At 73.1% G+C, this 15898-nt stretch carries 13 protein-coding genes; 2 read left to right on the top strand and 11 right to left on the bottom strand.

Annotated features, from left to right (window positions below):
- Positions 1 to 86 precede the first annotated feature (86 nt).
- The 4 genes from ACIGG8_RS42075 to ACIGG8_RS42060 form a co-directional block, all read right to left on the bottom strand.
- Entirely contained in the window at positions 87 to 1457 is a 1371-nt protein-coding gene (locus ACIGG8_RS42075) for a S8 family serine peptidase (RefSeq protein WP_396553865.1), read from the bottom strand.
- Between the two features lie 286 nt (positions 1458 to 1743).
- Positions 1744 to 2502 (bottom strand): 3-oxoacyl-ACP reductase FabG, encoded by a 759-nt coding sequence (gene fabG / locus ACIGG8_RS42070; protein WP_396553864.1) that lies wholly within the window; start codon positions 2500 to 2502, stop codon positions 1744 to 1746.
- A gap of 79 nt (positions 2503 to 2581) precedes the next feature.
- Positions 2582 to 3781, bottom strand: a complete 1200-nt coding sequence (locus tag ACIGG8_RS42065; RefSeq protein WP_396553863.1) for a thiolase family protein — start codon at positions 3779 to 3781, stop codon at positions 2582 to 2584.
- 45 nt (positions 3782 to 3826) lie between these two features.
- Positions 3827 to 4993 carry an acyl-CoA dehydrogenase family protein gene (locus tag ACIGG8_RS42060; protein WP_396553862.1) on the bottom strand — a complete coding sequence of 389 codons (1167 nt, stop codon included), beginning with the start codon at positions 4991 to 4993 and terminating at the stop codon, positions 3827 to 3829.
- A 171-nt stretch (positions 4994 to 5164) separates the two neighbouring features.
- On the opposite strand from ACIGG8_RS42060, the gene ACIGG8_RS42055 reads away from it, so the two are divergent.
- Positions 5165 to 5890, top strand: coding sequence for a TetR/AcrR family transcriptional regulator (locus ACIGG8_RS42055; RefSeq protein ID WP_396553861.1), 726 nt, complete (start codon positions 5165 to 5167; stop codon positions 5888 to 5890).
- A 127-nt stretch (positions 5891 to 6017) separates the two neighbouring features.
- On the opposite strand, the gene ACIGG8_RS42050 is transcribed toward ACIGG8_RS42055, so the two are convergent.
- The 7 genes from ACIGG8_RS42050 to ACIGG8_RS42020 all read right to left on the bottom strand — a co-directional run bounded on the left by ACIGG8_RS42050 (position 6018) and on the right by ACIGG8_RS42020 (position 15256).
- On the bottom strand, positions 6018 to 7139 hold the full coding sequence (locus tag ACIGG8_RS42050; RefSeq protein ID WP_396553860.1) for a nitric oxide synthase oxygenase: 1122 nt from the start codon (positions 7137 to 7139) through the stop codon (positions 6018 to 6020).
- A gap of 423 nt (positions 7140 to 7562) precedes the next feature.
- Positions 7563 to 8987, bottom strand: coding sequence for a sugar porter family MFS transporter (locus ACIGG8_RS42045; protein ID WP_396553859.1), 1425 nt, complete (start codon positions 8985 to 8987; stop codon positions 7563 to 7565).
- 238 nt (positions 8988 to 9225) lie between these two features.
- Positions 9226 to 10197, bottom strand: coding sequence for an L-histidine N(alpha)-methyltransferase (gene egtD, locus ACIGG8_RS42040; protein WP_396553858.1), 972 nt, complete (start codon positions 10195 to 10197; stop codon positions 9226 to 9228).
- A gap of 45 nt (positions 10198 to 10242) precedes the next feature.
- Entirely contained in the window at positions 10243 to 10992 is a 750-nt protein-coding gene (egtC, locus tag ACIGG8_RS42035; protein ID WP_396553857.1) for an ergothioneine biosynthesis protein EgtC, read from the bottom strand.
- Positions 10992 to 12434 (bottom strand): ergothioneine biosynthesis protein EgtB, encoded by a 1443-nt coding sequence (gene egtB, locus ACIGG8_RS42030; protein WP_396553856.1) that lies wholly within the window; start codon positions 12432 to 12434, stop codon positions 10992 to 10994. The genes egtC and egtB overlap by 1 nt, the downstream gene beginning before the upstream one ends.
- A complete protein-coding gene (gene egtA, locus ACIGG8_RS42025; RefSeq protein WP_396553855.1) occupies positions 12431 to 13813 on the bottom strand; it encodes an ergothioneine biosynthesis glutamate--cysteine ligase EgtA in 1383 nt (460 codons plus the stop codon). The genes egtB and egtA overlap by 4 nt, the downstream gene beginning before the upstream one ends.
- A gap of 228 nt (positions 13814 to 14041) precedes the next feature.
- Positions 14042 to 15256 (bottom strand): MalY/PatB family protein, encoded by a 1215-nt coding sequence (locus tag ACIGG8_RS42020; protein ID WP_396553854.1) that lies wholly within the window; start codon positions 15254 to 15256, stop codon positions 14042 to 14044.
- A gap of 266 nt (positions 15257 to 15522) precedes the next feature.
- On the opposite strand from ACIGG8_RS42020, the gene ACIGG8_RS42015 reads away from it, so the two are divergent.
- On the top strand, positions 15523 to 15795 hold the full coding sequence (locus ACIGG8_RS42015) for a hypothetical protein (protein WP_396553853.1): 273 nt from the start codon (positions 15523 to 15525) through the stop codon (positions 15793 to 15795).
- Positions 15796 to 15898 lie beyond the last annotated feature (103 nt).

The following is a 15898-nucleotide window of genomic DNA, read 5'->3' as shown; positions in this document are numbered from 1 at the left end:
AATCTGTCAGCTGTCCGCTGTCATGTGTCAGCTGTGCCGGCTGTCGGCTCGGTCAGCCGCTACCGCCCGACCCGGCCGACACCCGATCACCGACCGGCGATCGCGTGGACGAACTTGGCCGCGTCGACGGTGCCCAGGCCGCTGGAGAGGTCGTAGCCCGGGGCGGCGTTGTAGCCGGTGACACCGTTCCAGCCGTTGTCGCCCTCCTTCACGTCCTTGATGCCGCTCCACTGGCTCGGGAGCAGGCTCAGGCCGTACAGGCGCCAGTTGATCTGGCCCAGGCGGTAGCCGGCGAGCTGGTCGGCGAGCGCGACCACACCCGAGAAGATCGGGGTGGCCTCGCTGGTGCCGCCGGTGAGGTGCCAGCCGACCGCGGTCGGGTCGTAGGACTCGTAGGTCCAGGCCCCGCCGTCGACGGCCGCGCTCATGCTGATGTCCGGCGTGCCGCGGTGGTTGCCGGTGACGTTGGCGACGCCGGCCTGGTACCACGGGCGCTCGAAGACGCCGGAGACGCCACCGCCGCCGGCGCCGTAGCTGTCGTGCCACACCTTGTCGTCCGCGGTGCGCTTGCCGCTGTCGTCCAGGGTCAGCTGGGTGCCGCCGATGGAGGTGACCAGCGGGTCCGAGGACGGCCAGGAGTTGACCTTGAACGGGTACAGGTCGGTGCCGTTCTCCTTGGCGTCGGTGGCGCCGTTGTCGCCGGAGGCGGCGAGCACGGTGACGTTGCGGTCGGCGGCGGCCTGGAAGGCGTAGCGCAGGTCGGTGATCGACTTGAAGTCGCCCTTGTCGAAGCCCGGGAAGGTGTTCTCGGTGGCGCCGAAGCTCTGCGAGATGACGTCGCCGCGGCCCTGCTTGATGAGGCTCTTCTCGGCGTCCATCATCTCGGGCAGACCGGTGGTGCCCTCGGTCTCGGCGACGCCGGTCTCGACCAGGATGATGTGCGCGTCGGGGGCGACCGCGTGGGCGTACTCGACGTCCAGCGTGGTCTCGCCGGCCCAGCCGGTGTGGTCGGGGTTGGTCGGGTCGAAGACGGGGACGTTGCCCCACTTGACCACCTCGACGTTGGTGTCCGGGATGCCCCACTGCTTGTCGAAGACCTCCAGGTCGTGCTGGATGGTCGGCGAGCCGAAGGAGTCGACGATGACGATCGTGCGGCCCTTGCCCGTGACGCCCTGCTGGTACAGCGGGTTGAGGTTGTAGGCCTCGCGGTACTGCAGCGGCGAGTAGCAGTGGATGCCGATCTGGCTGACGCACTGGGTGGTGGTCAGCGGCGCCGGGCGTGCCTGGGCGTTGTGGTGGCCGAAGGAGGCCGGGCGGACGTGGACGCCCGCGAGGTCGTGCGAGGGGGCGGCGGTCGCGGTGCCGACGGCCGGTACTGCGATGGTGCCGGCCGTGAGGGCGGTGGCCCCGACGGCGAGCAGAGCCAGGGCGCGGCGGAGGGAGGCGGGGCTGCCCATGGGACTCCTTGAGGGGGACGCTGGGCCCGACCTGGTCAGGTCGGGTCGGTCCGGCCATCCCATCGACTGCAACATGATCATGCCATAGTCATTTGGTGGGGTAGTCCGATCAAGGGCATGGTCACGCTCGGCCACGCGAAAAGGTAAAGGCCGTCCCAGGGGAAGGTAACCCCGCATCTGGGACGGCCGTCTGACGGTCAGTCAGTAAATCACTATCGTCTTCACAGTTTTCACCGTGTTGGCCAACTTTACCAAGTTCACCGGCGCCCGGTAAGCCGCCGTCAGGTCAGCGCGCACCGCCGTTGACGTAGAGGGTCTGGCCGCTGACGTACGAGGCGTCCTCGCTCGCCAGGAAGGCGACCACCGCAGCGACCTCCTCCGGCTGTCCGACCCGGCGCAGCGGCGTGCGGGCGGCCACCTCGGTCTGGTGGTCCTCGGCGGTGGCGCCCACCCGCTCGGCGGTGGCCGCGGTCATCGCGGTGGCGATGTAGCCGGGGGCGACGGCGTTGACGTTGATGTTGAACGGGCCGAGCTCGATCGCCAGGGTGGCGGTGAGGCCCTGGATGCCGGCCTTGGCGGCCGCGTAGTTGGCCTGGCCGCGGTTGCCGAGGGCGGAGCGCGAGCTGAGCGAGACGATCTTCCCGTACTTCTGCGCCACCATGTACTTCTGCGCGACGTGGCTGCAGTTGTACGCGCTGGTCAGGTTGACCGTCAGCACCGCGTCCCAGTCGGCCTTGGGCATCTTGAAGAACAGGTTGTCCCGGGTGATCCCGGCGTTGTTGACCAGGACGTGCACCCCGCCCAGGTCGGCCGCGATCTGCGCGAACACCGCCTCGACCGCGTCGTAGTCGGCCACGTCGCAGCCGTACGCCCGGGCGTTGCCGCCCTTGGCGGTGATCTCGGCGACCGTCCCGGCCGCCCGCTCGGCGCTGAGGTCGACGACGGCGACCGCCGCGCCCTCCTCCGCCAGCAGACGGGCGGTGGCCGCACCGATGCCCTGCGCCGCGCCGGTCACGACGGCGACCTTCCCCGCGAAACGGGTCATGTGAACTCCTTGGAAGGAAGAGTGAGTGGGACAGCGGACGGTCCGTCCCTGTCCGTGGTGAGACGTTCTCGGTCCGTTGTCAGACGTTCTCGACCAGCACGGCCGTACCCTGCCCCACGCCCACGCACATGGTGGCCAGGCCGCGCCGGGCGCCGGTCCGGCGCATCCGGTGCAGCAGGGTGGTGAGGATGCGGGCGCCGGAGCCGCCCAGCGGGTGCCCGAGGGCGATCGCGCCGCCGCTGGGGTTGACCAGCTCGTCGGCCTGCTCCGGGTCGAACCCGATGCCGTCGGCGGAGGCCAGCGCCTGGGCGGCGAAGGCCTCGTTGAGCTCGGCCGTCTCCAGATCGGCGAGCGTCCAGCCGGCCCGGCCGAACACCTTCGCCGTCGCGGGCACCGGGCCGATGCCCATGACGTCCGGGTGCACCCCGGCCGAGGCGCCGGCCACGTACCGGCCGAGCGGCTGGAGGCCGAGGTCGCGCAGCGCCTCCTCGCTGACCAGGACCAGTCCGGCCGCACCGTCGTTCATCGGCGAGGCGTTCCCGGCCGTGACCGTGCCCCCGGGCCGGAAGACCGGCTTGAGCCCGGAGAGCTTCGCCAGGCTGGTGTCCTCCCGGATGCCCTCGTCCTGGCCGACCGTCACCCCGTCCGGCCGCTGGACCGGGATCAGCTCGGCGTCGAAGTGCCCGTCCTTGCGGGCGGCCGCCGCGCGCTGGTGGCTGCGCAGCGCGAAGGCGTCCTGGCGCTCGCGGGTGATGCCGTACCGGGTGGCGACCTCCTCGGCCGTCTCGCCCATGCCGAGCACCCCGTGCAGCTCGGCCATCCGGGGGTTGGTGAGCCGCCAGCCGAGCCGGGTGTCGTAGGTCTCCATCCGGTGCGGCAGCGCCTCGTCGGGCCGGGGCAGCACGAAGGGGGCGCGGGTCATCGACTCGCAGCCGCCGGCGAGCACCACGTCGGCCTCTCCGGAGCCGATGGCCCGGGCGGCGAGGGTGACGGCCTCCAGTCCGGAGGCGCAGAGCCGGTTGACGGTGGCTCCGGGGACGGTCTCCGGCAGGCCGGCCAGCAGGACGGCCATCCGGGCGGCGTTGCGGTTGTCCTCGCCGGCCTGGTTGGCGGCGCCCCAGTAGACGTCGTCGATCCGGGCCGGGTCGAGGGCGGGAACGTCGGCGAGCAGGGCGCGCAGCACGGTGGCCGAGAGGTCGTCCGGGCGGACCGTGGCGAGCGCGCCGCGCAGCCGGCCGATGGGTGTGCGGCGGGCTGCGGCGAAGTAGACGGGACGCACGTCGTCGGGCTCCTTGGCGAAAGGGGTGGGATGCTCTTATGGATGTCAGAAGGCGTTGATGCCGGTGAGGGCGCGCCCGATGAGCAGCTGGTGGATCTGGCTGGTGCCCTCGTAGAGGGTCATCACCCGCGCGTCGCGCAGGTACTTGCCGACCGGGTACTCGTCGATGAACCCGTACCCGCCGAACACCTGGAGCGCGTTGTTGGCGGCCCGGACGGCGGCCTCGCTCGCGTAGAGCTTGGCGACGGAGGACTCGGTGGCGAACGGCAGGCCGCGTTCGACGTGGTCGGCGACCTTCCAGGTGAGCAGCCGGGCCGCCTCGACGTCCACGGCGATGCCGGCCAGCAGTTCCTGGACGAGCTGGTGCGAGGCGATCGGCCGTCCGAACTGCTCGCGCTCGCCCGCGTAGCGGACCGCGGCCTCCAGGCAGGCGCGGGCGATGCCGACGCAGCCGGCGGCGACCGACATCCGGCCCTTCGCCAGCGCGGCCATCGCGACCGTGAACCCCTTGCCGACCTCGCCGAGCCGGGCTTCGCCGTCCGGCACCCGGACGTCCTCGAAGGAGAGTTCGGCGGTGGCCTGGCCGCGCAGGCCGAGCTTGCCGTGGATCTCGGTGCGGGTGAAGCCGGGCAGGTCGGTGGGGACCAGGAAGGCGGTGATGCCCCGGTGGCCCCCCTGCTCGGGATCGTCGCCGCCGGTGCGGGCGAAGACCAGCGCGACATCGGCCCAGGTGCCGTTGGTGATGAACGTCTTGGTGCCGTTGAGCACCCAGTCCGAGCCGTCCCGCTCCGCGCGGGTGGTGAGGTTGGCGGCGTCCGAGCCGGTGCCGGGTTCGGTGAGCGCGAAGCAGGCGAGCGCCTCGCCGGAGGTGAGCCTGGGCAGCCAGTGCCGCTTCTGCTCCTCGGTGCCGAAGCCGTTGACGGACTTGGCGACCAGGCCGAGCGAGACGGACACGATGCCGCGCACGGCCGAGTCGCCGCGCCCGAGCTCCTCCAGGACCAGGCAGTACGCGAGGTGGTCGCCGCCGCTGCCGCCGTACTCCTCGGGGATGGTCAGGCCGAGGAAGCCGACCTTCGCCAGCTTGCCGACGATCGCGCGGTCGACGGACTCGGCGCGGTCCCACTCGGTGGCGTACGGCACGATCTCGCGGTCGGTGAAGGCGGCGGCGAGGTCCCGGACGGCGCTCTGCTCCTCGGACAACTCCAGGTTCACGGCGGCTCCCGAATCCCGTATCCGGACCCGGGGGGAGGTCCGGGCCGATTAAACTAGCGCTGCAAGTTTTATGGGGGGACTGTAGCCCCGCCCGGCCCGCGCTGGGAAGGGGCACCTGCCAGAATCGGTCCCCACCGCACCCGACCGGACGAACCGGAGGACGCCGCCGAGATGGCCCGCCCACGCACCCCGCTGCTCAGCCGCGAGCGCATCGTCGTCACCGCTCTGCGACTGATCGACGACGAAGGGCTGGACGCCCTCTCCACCCGCCGCCTCGCCACCGAGCTGTCGGTCAGCGGGCCCTCGCTCTACAACCACTTCGCCACCAAGGACGAGCTGTTGGACGCGGTGGTGGACAGCGTCATCGGCGAAGTCGACTTGTCGATGTTCGGGCCCGTCCGGGCGGCCGGACCCGCAGGGGCGGCCGGGTCCTCCGGGGCGCTCGGACCCGCCGGGGCGGTCGCCGCGGCAGGGGAGGCCTGGACCCCCTGGCCGGAGGCGCTGCGCGACTGGGCCCGGTCCTACCGCGCCGCGCTGGCCGCCCACCCCAACATCGTCCCGGTCCTCGCCCAGGGCCCGGGGCGGCGGCCGAACGCGCTGCGCCTGGCCGACGCGGTCTTCGGGCACCTGGTCGAGGCCGGGTGGCCGCGCGGCCAGGCGACCAGGATCGGTGCGCTCATGCGCTACTTCGTCACCGGCTCCGCGCTGGCCTCCTTCGCGGCCGGCTTCCCGGCGGACGCCGAGGTCTACGACGCGGCCGACTACCCGCACCTCGGTGAGGCCCACCGGCTGGCCGGGCACCGGGGGACGGTCGACGAGGGCGCCTTCGAGACCGGCCTGGAGGCCCTGCTCGACGGGCTCGCCCTGCGCTTCGAGCGCCTCGCCCCGCGCCCGTAGGCCTCCGCGTCCGCGTCCTCCGGCGCTCCTCGTCCTCCTCGTCCTCCTCGTCCTCCTTGCCCTCCGGGTCCTGGGGGTCCTGGGGGTCCGTCTCGCCCTCCGGGTCCGTAGCCCTCGGACCCGGGGGCTACCAGGGGTCGCGCGCGACGAAGGCCGGCCGCAGGGCCGGGTCCACCGGGTCGTAGTACCGGTGGTAGACCGGCGTCAGACCGCCCGAGACCGGGGGCACGATCCAGCTCCAGTCCGCCGGGGTCGGCCGGCCGAGGCGCTCCTCCTGGGCGACGTGCTTGAGGAAGCGTTCCGACTCGGTGTGGTGGTCGGCGATCGTCACCCCGGCCTCCTGGAAGGAGTGCAGCACGGCGATGTTGAGCTCGATCAGCGCTCGGTCGCGCCAGAGCGTGCGGTCGCTGGAGGTGTCCAGGCCCAGCCGCTCGGCGACGGTGCCGAGCATGTCGTAGCGGTCGGCGTCGGCGAGGTTGCGGGCACCGATCTCGGTGCCCATGTACCAGCCGTTGAACGGTGCGGCCGGGTAGCGGACACCGCCGATCTCCAGCGTCATGTCGCTGATCGCGGGCACCGCGTACCAGCGCAGCCCGAGGTCGGCGAACCAGACGTGGTCGGGGTGGCTGAGCGGCACCTCCAGCGTGGTGTCGTCCGGCAGTTCGTACCAGGCGGGGGGCTCGTCGGGCCGCTCCTGGACCAGCAGCGGCAGCGCCTCGAAGCGGTCCTCGGCGCACTTCCAGCCCAGCTCGCGGGCCCGGGCGGTGAGCGCGGCGCCGGCCGGGTCGCCGACGACCACCCCGTCGGCCTCCCCGTCGACCCGGTGACCGGCGTAGCGGACCAACTGCTGGTTGAGGATGCGGGCGGCCGGGCGGTCCGGACGGTCGGGGGCGAACACCGAGACCACCGGGCGGATCCGCCCGCCGTTGCCCGCCAGTCGCAGGTGCTCGAAGCACTCGGCGGCGATCTCGTCGGCCGAGGTGAGGTGGCGCAGGTCGCGGACCACCAGGCTGCGCCAGTACAGCCGGCCGATGCAGCGGGCGGCGTTGCGCCAGGCGAGCTTGGCGCCGTAGGTGAGTTCGGCGGGGGTGTGCCGGTAGCTCCCGGTGCGGTCGATCTCGTCGAGGACGGCCCGCAGTCGCGGCTCCGGCGACCCGGCGGCGGGCTGCTCGTGGTGGAACTGCCGGATGAAGTCCGCGGCCTGCGCCGGGTCGGTGAACGGCGGCGGTTCGGACGGCAGTTGCTGCACATCCTGCGAAGCCGAAGCCGAAGCCGAAGCCGAAGCCGAAACGAACGCGGAAGTTGAAACGGGAGCCGAAGCCGAAGCGGAAGCCGACGGCGGGAGCGGGAGCGGGAGCGTCGGCGCGTCCGGCTGGGGCGGCAGGGGCGTCGGCGCGGTCTGCGGGTGGGCGCCCGGGGCCGAGAGGTCGCCGTGGGCCTGCGGGTGCGCGTGGGTGTGGGCGTACGGGCAGCCGCCGGTCGGTGCGGCGGCTGCGGTCCTGCGGGTGCGAAGCCGGTTGAAGATCAAGGACACATCCCTCCTGCCGCACAGGAGTACCGGAGGTGCCCGGTCCACCGCGGAGAGTGAACGATTTGGCCCCCGCACCCGCGCGGATCGCGCTAGGGTGAGGGGGCCGAAGGTCCGACTGTCGGATCAGCCGATGTCCGACTGTCAGCCCATGTCCTCCAGCCGGATGCCCTTGGTCTCCTTCAGGTACTTCGCCACGAAGGGGATGGAGAGCGCCGCGAAGGCGGCGTAGATCAGGTAGGTCACCGACAGGTTCCACCGCGCCATGGAGGGGAACGAGACGGTGATCACCCAGTTGGCGATCCACTGCGCGGAGGCGGCGACGGAGAGCGCGGCGGCGCGGATCCGGTTCGGGAACATCTCGCCGAGCATCACCCAGACGACCACGCCCCAGGACATCGCGAAGAACAGCACGAAGGCGTTGGCGGCGATCAGGGCGACGGTGCCCTGCAGGTCGGGCAGGGTGAGGTTGTCGCCGCTGCCGGTGGCCGAGGAGAACGCCCAGCCGGCCGCACCGAGCGCGACCGCCATGCCGACCGAGCCGATCAGGGCGAGCGGCTTGCGGCCGATCCGGTCGACCAGCACGATCGCGATCACGGTGCCGAGGATGTTGATGACCGAGCCGATGAAGCTGATCAGCAGCGAGTTGCTCTGGTCGATGCCGACCGACTGCCACAGGATCGACGAGTAGTAGAAGATCACGTTGATGCCGACCAGCTGCTGGAAGACCGACAGGCCGATGCCGACCCAGACGATCGGCAGCAGGCCGAAGCGGCCGCCGAGCAGGTCGCGGAAGCGCGGGCGGTGGTCGGAGGCGATCAGCCCCTGGATCTCGGCGATCCGGGCGTCGGTGTCCACGCCCTCGCCCTCGACCTCGGTGAGCACCTTGCGGGCGTCCGCCAGGCGGTCCGCCTGGATCAGGTAGCGCGGGGACTCGGGGATGACCGAGGCGAGCACGAAGTAGACCGCGGCCGGGACGACGCAGATGCCCAGCATCCACTGCCAGGCCTCCAGGCCGAGCAGCTGACCGCGGGTGTCCCCGCCGGCGGAGTTCGCCAGCAGCCAGTTGACCAGCTGGGAGATCGCGATGCCGAGCACGATCGCGGCCTGCTGGAAGGAGGCCAGCCGGCCCCGGTACTTGGTCGGTGCGACCTCGGCGATGTAGGTCGGGGCGATCACCGAGGCGATGCCGATGGCAGCGCCGCCGAGGACGCGCCACAGCGCGAGGTCCCAGGCGGAGAAGGGCAGCATCGAGCCGACTGCGCTGACCGCGAACAGCAGTGCGCCTGCCTTCATGACCTTGATGCGGCCGTACCGGTCGGCGAACCGGCCGGCCACCGCCGCACCCACGGCCGAGCCCAGCAGGGCCGAGGAGACGATCAGGCCGGTCACGCCGTCGCCGACGCCGAACTTCTCCTGGATGCCCGAGACGGCACCGTTGATCACGGAGCTGTCGTAGCCGAACAGGAACCCGCCGAGGGCCGCGGCGGCGGTGATGAAGACGACGAAGCCGAGGCGGCCGGGCGCGGGGGCCTCGACCGCCCCGGAGGGCTTCTGGGTGACGCTCACGATCTGACTCCTGGTACTCAACACTGAGCTCGGTAGTCGAGATCGTAACCCTTGTTCGTTTAAGTCTTGTACACCGGCAGGCCAATTCGCCATTCAAGAATTCGTAAGGTGAACAAGCAAATTGAGCCTCCCGACCACGTCCCCGACGGTCCCCGACCACGTCCCCGACGGTCCCCGGCCACCTTCCCGGCGGTTCCCGGCGGTTCCCGGCGGTCCCGGCGGTTCCCCGCGGCGCCGCCTAGACGGGGGCGGAGAGCGAGAGCCCGAAGCGGCCCTGCGGGTCGGTCCACCAGTGGCTCAGCCGCAGTCCGGCCGCCGCCAGTTCCTCGGCCACCCGCTCGCGGCGGAACTTGGCCGACACCTCGGTGCGCAGCTCCTCGCCGCGGGCGAAGTGCACCGGCAGGTTCAGGGCCGGGATCTTCACGGTCTGCGAGCGCAGCGAGCGCAGCCGCATCTCGATCCACTCCCGCTCGGCGTCCCAGAGCGCGACGTGCTCGAAGGCGTCCGGGTCGAAGTCGGCGCCCAGCTCGCGGTTGAGCACGTTGAGCACGTTCCGGTTGAACTCGGCGGTCACCCCGGCGGAGTCGTCGTACGCGGCGACCAGCACCGCGGGGTCCTTGACCAGGTCGGTGCCGAGCAGCAGGAAGTCGCCCGGGTCGAGGGCTGCGCGCAGCCCGCGCAGGAAGACGGCGCGCTCCTCGGGCAGCAGGTTGCCGAGGGTGCCGCCGAGGAAGGCGACCAGGCGGGGGCCGCCCTCCGGGGGCAGGCCGAGCCGGGCGGTGAAGTCGGCCAGCACGCCGTGCACCGCCAGTCCGGGGTACTCGGCGGCGAGCGCGGAGCCGGCGGCGGTCAGCGCGCTCTCGCTGACGTCCACCGGGACGTAGGTCTCCAGGGTGTCGAGCGCCCGCAGGGCGTCCAGCAGTAGCCGGGTCTTCTCGGAGGAGCCGGAGCCCAGCTCGACCAGGGTGCGGGCCCGGGTCGCGGCCGCGATCTCACCGGCCCGGGCGGTCAGGATGGCCCGCTCGGCGCGGGTCGGGTAGTACTCGGGCAGCCGGGTGATCTCCTCGAACAGCTCGCTGCCCCGCGCGTCGTAGAACCACTTCGGCGGCAGCCGCTTGGGTTCGGACGTCAGGCCGTGCTGCACGTCGTGGCGCAGCGCGGTGCTGAAGTGGTCGGCGGGCAGCAGTCGGGTGAGATCGAAGGTGTCCATGACAGGGTGGTTCCTCTGTTCAGAAGATGAAGGGAGAGTGGGGAGTCAGTAGTGGCTCGGCAGCGGGCGGACGGCGGCGCCGCGCCCGTCGACCAGCAGCAGCGCGCCGTCCGGCACGGGTGTCCACCCGGGCTCGTCGTCGTACGGCTCGGAGGCCACCACCGTCCCGAGGCCCGGCAGGGTCCGGTGCAGCAGGGTGTCGCCCCAGGTGGTCGCGGCGATCGCGATGCCGTCGGTCAGCAGCAGGTTGAGCCGCCCGGTGGTGTGCGCGGCGACATCCGCGACGGTGCCCGCCAGGGCCTCGCCGAGCCCGGCGCCGGCGCGCAGCCGGTGCAGGGTGAGGGCCCACAGCAGGGCCGAGTCGGTGCGCGCCTCCAGCTCCAGCAGTTCGGCCGGCGGGAGCAGCGAGGCCAGGGCGTCCAGCTTGCCCGGCCAGCCGGCCACCGCGCCGTTGTGGCTGAACAGCCAGCGCCCGGTGGCGAACGGTGCGGCCGCGCTCTCGCCCGCCGCGCAGCCCTCGGTGGCGGAGCGCACGGCGGCCAGCAGCGCACGGGTGCGGACCACCCGGGCGAGGTCGGCGAAGGTTTCGTCGGCCCAGATCGGCCCGGTCCGGCGGTAGCGGGCGGGCACCTCGTCGCCGTCCGCGTACCAGCCGAGGCCGAAGCCGTCCACGTTGACCGTGCCGTGCCGCTGCGTCCGGGGTGCCCAGGACTGCCGATACAGCCCGAACGGCGGGTGCACCAGCAGGTCCTGCGGCGCCACGGGCTCGCCCAGGTAGGCGATGTGACGGCACATCAGGCGCGCTCCGCGTCACGGGCGGTGCGGAAGCCGGCGAAGATCTGCCGCCGGACCGGGTAGTCCCAGTTGCGGAACGTGCCCCGGCAGGCGACCGGCGCCACCGCGAAGCAGCCGCCGCGCAGCACCTTGTGCTCGGGGCCGAAGAAGACCTCCGAATACTCCCGGTACGGCCAGGCCCGGAAGTCCGGGTACGCGCGGAAGTCGCTGGCCGTCCACTCCCACACGTCACCGATCAACTGCCGGACGCCGTACGAGGACTGGCCCTCCGGGTAGCTGCCGGCCGCGGCCGGGCGCAGGTGGCGCTGGCCGAGGTTCGCGTGCTGGGGGCCGGGTGCCCCGTCGCCCCAGGGGTAGCGGCGGGAGCGGCCGGTCGCCGGGTCGTGCCGGGCCGCCTTCTCCCACTCGGCCTCGGTCGGCAGCCGCCGCCCGGCCCACCGGGCGTACGCGTCGGCCTCGTACCAACTGACGTGCAGCACCGGCTCGTCGGGTGCGACCGGCTCGACCACGCCGAAGCGGCGGCGCAGCCACTCGCCGTCCCGGTGCTGCCAGAACAGCGGGGCGCTCAGGCCGGCCTGCTGCCGGTGTGCCCAGCCCTCCGGCGTCCACCAGCGCGGGTCGTCGTAGCCGCCGTCGGCGATGAAGCGCTGGTAGGCGGCGTTGGTGACCGGCGTGGTGTCCAGCAGGAAGCCCGGCAGGTCGACGGTGTGGGCCGGGCGCTCGTTGTCCAGCGCCCACGGCTCGGTGTCCGTGCCCATGGTGAACGGTCCGGCGGGGACGAGGACTTCGGCGGGCAGTGCGGCCGCGTCGGCGGGCGCGGGCGGCGGCGGGGGAGCGGCGAGGGCCGGCTCGCCCTTGCGGAGCTGATGGGTGATCAGCATCGTCTCGTCGTGCTGCTGTTCGTGCTGCGCGATCATCCCGAAGGCGAACCCGGCCTCCAGCAGCGGCGCGCCCTCCAGCGGGCTGGCGGCGAGCATGTCCAGCACCCGGCCGCGCACCTCGTGGGAGTACGCACGGGCCTCGGCCGGCGGCAGCAGCGGCAGGCCGGGGCGCTCGGCGCGAGGGTGCTGGAAGGCGTCGTACAGCCCGTCGATCTCCGGGTGCATCGGGTCGCGGCCGCCGACGTTGCGCAGCAGCCAGAGCTCTTCCTGGTTGCCGATGTGCGCGAGGTCCCAGACCAGCGGGGACATCAGCGGGGAGTGCTGGGCGGTGAGGTCGCCGTCCTCGACGCAGTCGGTGAGCGCGGCGGTCCGGGCGCGGGCGGCCAGCAGCTCGGCGGCGATGGTCTCGCGCAGGTCCTCGACGCCGCGGGCCGCCTCGATGCCGCGGACTGCCCCGGTGTCGCGGGCCGTACCGGTGGAGCGGACTGCCCCGGTGTCGCGGGGCGTTCCGGCTGCCTCGGTGGGGGCTGCGGTCGGGCCGTTCGGTCGGACGTCGGTCATGGTGCGGCCTCCTCCGTGGGAGTGCGTCGGGTGCCGGAGCGCAGAGCGTCCAGCTGCTCGTCGGCCGGACAGCGGCCGCGCGCGGGGTAGCGCTCGGCGAACTCGGCGACGGCGGTGCGCAGCCGCCCGGCACCGGGCAGGCGGCCCAGCGCGGCGTCGGCGGCGGCGAAGCAGGTGAGGGTGGCGCGGCGCAGCTCGGGATCGGCGACCGCCAGGGTGGCGGCCCGGCGCCAGACCTCGCTGCGCGGCGCTCGCGGACCATCGGCCCCCTGCTTCCGGTCGGTGGAGTCCAGTGGCTCCAGAGCGGCCAGTGCGGTGTCGGCGGCCAGCGGGTCGTCCAGGAGCGAGGTCACCAGCGCGGCGACCACCATCCAGCCGTCCCCGGGCTGGGCGTCGATCATCCGCAGCTCCAGGTGGCCGCGCGGGCGCACCGGTGGGAACAGGGTGGTGCGGTGGTAGTCCAGATCGGCCAGGGTGGGCGGGCGTTCGCCCGCGCCGCGGATCCAGTCACGGAAGGTCAGTCCGGGAGGGGCGGTCCACGGCAGGCCCTCCGGTCGTTGCACGCACAGCACTTCGGCGTCGAGCACGTACTGTGCCCAGGCCTCGCGCGGGTCGCCGTGGTCCGGCTCCGGGGCCAGGGTGCGGGTCGGGTCCATCCGGGACCAGACGGTCTGCCGGGTCGACCGGTGGCCGGTCGGCCTGCCGTCCAGCAGCGGGGAGTTGGCGAAGGCGGCGATCAGCACCGGGCCCAGCCGGTGGACCAGCTGCCAGCGGCGGTCCACCGCGTGCGGGCCCCCCGCGTCGCCGGCGTCCAGGCACACCTGCACGGATGCGGTGCCCGTCATCATGATCCGGCCCCAGGGCCCGGCGGAGTCGAAGAAGCGCTCCATCGCCAGGTAGCGGGGGTGGTCCAGCACCATCCGCCGGGGCCGGGCCAGCGGGTCCGTCCCGGTGCCGGTGAGGCGCAGGCCCTGTGCCGCGAAGGCGGCGCGCAGGGCGGTCAGGTCGCGTCGGGTGTCGTCGACGCAGGCCACGAGGCCGGTGGCGGGCGGGGAGCTGAGCTCGACCTGTCCGCCGGGTTCGAGCGTGAGGCGCGAACCGGAGGGGAGCGAGGTGCCGTCGGCGCCGCCGAGAGGCAGCGACTCCAGCGCGGCGTGGAGCAGTTCCGGCCGGACGGGCCGGGTCGGACATCGATCGTCATGGACGAACCACTCCACCTCGACGCCCACCAGTCGGGGCGGTCCGATCTTGAAGCAGACGCCCGACACGTGGCTGCGCGCCCCCGATTCGGTCAACGGGGTCACCCCCGGTGGGGGTGCTGGTGCGCTCTGCCGGTCGGGCGGAGTGGTGTGGGATATCGGTATCACCGGACTCACCATCCTCGGGATCACGATTGCGGCCCGGTCTACCCTGCCCAGTCTGCTACGGAGCATGCGGGGGCGCTTCGCAAATATCGTGTGAACGTTCGTTTTTGCAGGTCAGGGGCGTGGCGAACGGGTGAGGCGGGGGTTCGGGGAGGGTCTGCGCGCGGTGTGGACCCGGCGTGCATCCGGCGTGCTTGTCCGCGGCACATGCCGTGGTCACCGGCGGGTCGTCGGTGGCTGTCCTCATCCGGGGTCGAGCCGCTCCAGCCGCGCCAGGACGGTGTCCAGCGCCGAGCCCGGCAGGGCGTAGTTCAACCGCAGCGAACCGTGACCGCCGGGGCCGAACTCGGAGCCGTCGGAGGACTCCAGGCCGCAGCGCTCCAGCAGCGCCTGCCGGGCGGATGCGGGCGGCAGGCCGAGGGCGGCGGCGTCCAGCCAGAGCAGGTAGGAAGCCCGCGGGGCCGAACGGACGGCGGGCCCGAGCCGGTCGGTGAACCGGGTGCGGGCGGCGACCAGGTGGGTGAGCAGCGCGTCCAGCCACGGGCCGCCCTCGCGCAGCGCCGCCTGCTGCACGGTCTGCTCCAGCAGGCCGCCCTCCCACAGGCCGTAGCCGGCCAGGGCGTCGGTGAACCGGGTGCGCAGGGCCGGGTTCGGGACGAGCGCCCAACTACTCGGGATGCCAGAGCAGTTGAACGTCTTGCCGACCGAGTTGAGGGTCACGACGCGGTGCCGGTCCTCCGGGCAGGCGGTCGTGACGGCCACCGAGTGCCCGGAACCCGGGTGGGTGAGGTCGCCGTGCACCTCGTCCGAGACCAGCAACGCGCCGCTGTCCGCCGCCCAGCCGGCCAGGCCGCGGACGGAGCCGCTCGGCCACACCGTGCCGGACGGGTTGTGCGGGCTGCTCAACAGCACGGCGCAGGCGGGACGGGGGAACGGGCCGCGCGGCATCCGGTACCCGCCCGGGCCGAGGTGCAGCGGCAGTTCCCGGTACGGGAGGCCGGCGGCGCGGCAGAGCTGGGCGAAGCCTCCCCACTCGGGGGTGGGGAAGAGGACGGGCGGCTGCGGCCGACCGGTGTCCGCCCGTACGGTCTCCAGCAGGATGCGCAGGGCGGTGCGCGGGCCGCAGGGCAGCAGCAGGACCCAGTCCGGATCCACCTCGACGCCGTGCCGGGCGCGGTACCAGTCGGCCACCAGCGCGCGGCCGGCCGGGTCGCACACCGTGTACCCGTACGCGCGGTGGCCGGCGCGCCGACGCAGGGCCTCGGCCACGGCGGGCGGGCCGGGGAGGTCCATGTCGGCGAGGCCCATCGGGATCACCCCGGGGACTCCGCCCGTGCGGGCCCACTTACTGCTGCCGGTGCCGGCACGGCTGAACGGGGACGTGAAGTCGAAGCCGTCGGCGCCGGCGGGAGCCGGAAGGGCGGCGGGGCCGGGAGGTGGGGCGGGCGTGGCGGTCATGGGCGGGCCTCCGGTGCGTGGGGACGCTCCGGCCACGCTAGCCCCGGCGGGGAACGCGCGTCCCACGCTTCGGGCGCGGGTGGGCGGAACACCGGACGGCCCGTAGGCTGCCCCGCGGCTCGTGGCCGGTCGGACGCGCGGCCGCACACAACGGGGACGTACGGGTTGTCCGGGACGTCCGGGACGTGACGGGGACGTGCGGGGACGCACGGGCGGCCGCGGCGATGTACGGGGAGAGGCCACGTACGGGGAGAGGGGCGGCAAGGATGGCGGCGACGGCGCAGGGGACGGTCGAGGAGCAGGACGGGCAGGCCGAGGAGTTCACCGTGTTCGTGGCGCGGCGGGTGGAGCCGGGTTACGAGGAGGCCTTCGAGCTGTGGGCGAAGAACATCCTCGCCGCGCCACGGAACACGCCGGCAACCTCGGCACCGGGCTGCTGCGCCCCTCCGACCCGGGCGAGCCCTGGCACCTGCTGCTGCACTTCCGGGATGGGGACGCGGGCGCTGCGGCGGTGGCTGTTCCCGGGGGCGAAGGGGTGAGGGTGAGGGGCCACGGCGCCCGGGCGGCCGCGGACAGCCGACAGCGAACAGATATCAGCGAACAGATGACAGATGACAGATGACAGATGACAGCGAACAGAGA

The sequence above is a fragment of the Kitasatospora sp. NPDC085464 genome (genome assembly GCF_044541955.1).
Lineage (GTDB): Bacteria > Actinomycetota > Actinomycetes > Streptomycetales > Streptomycetaceae > Kitasatospora.
This window is presented reverse-complemented; position numbering and strand designations above follow the sequence as displayed.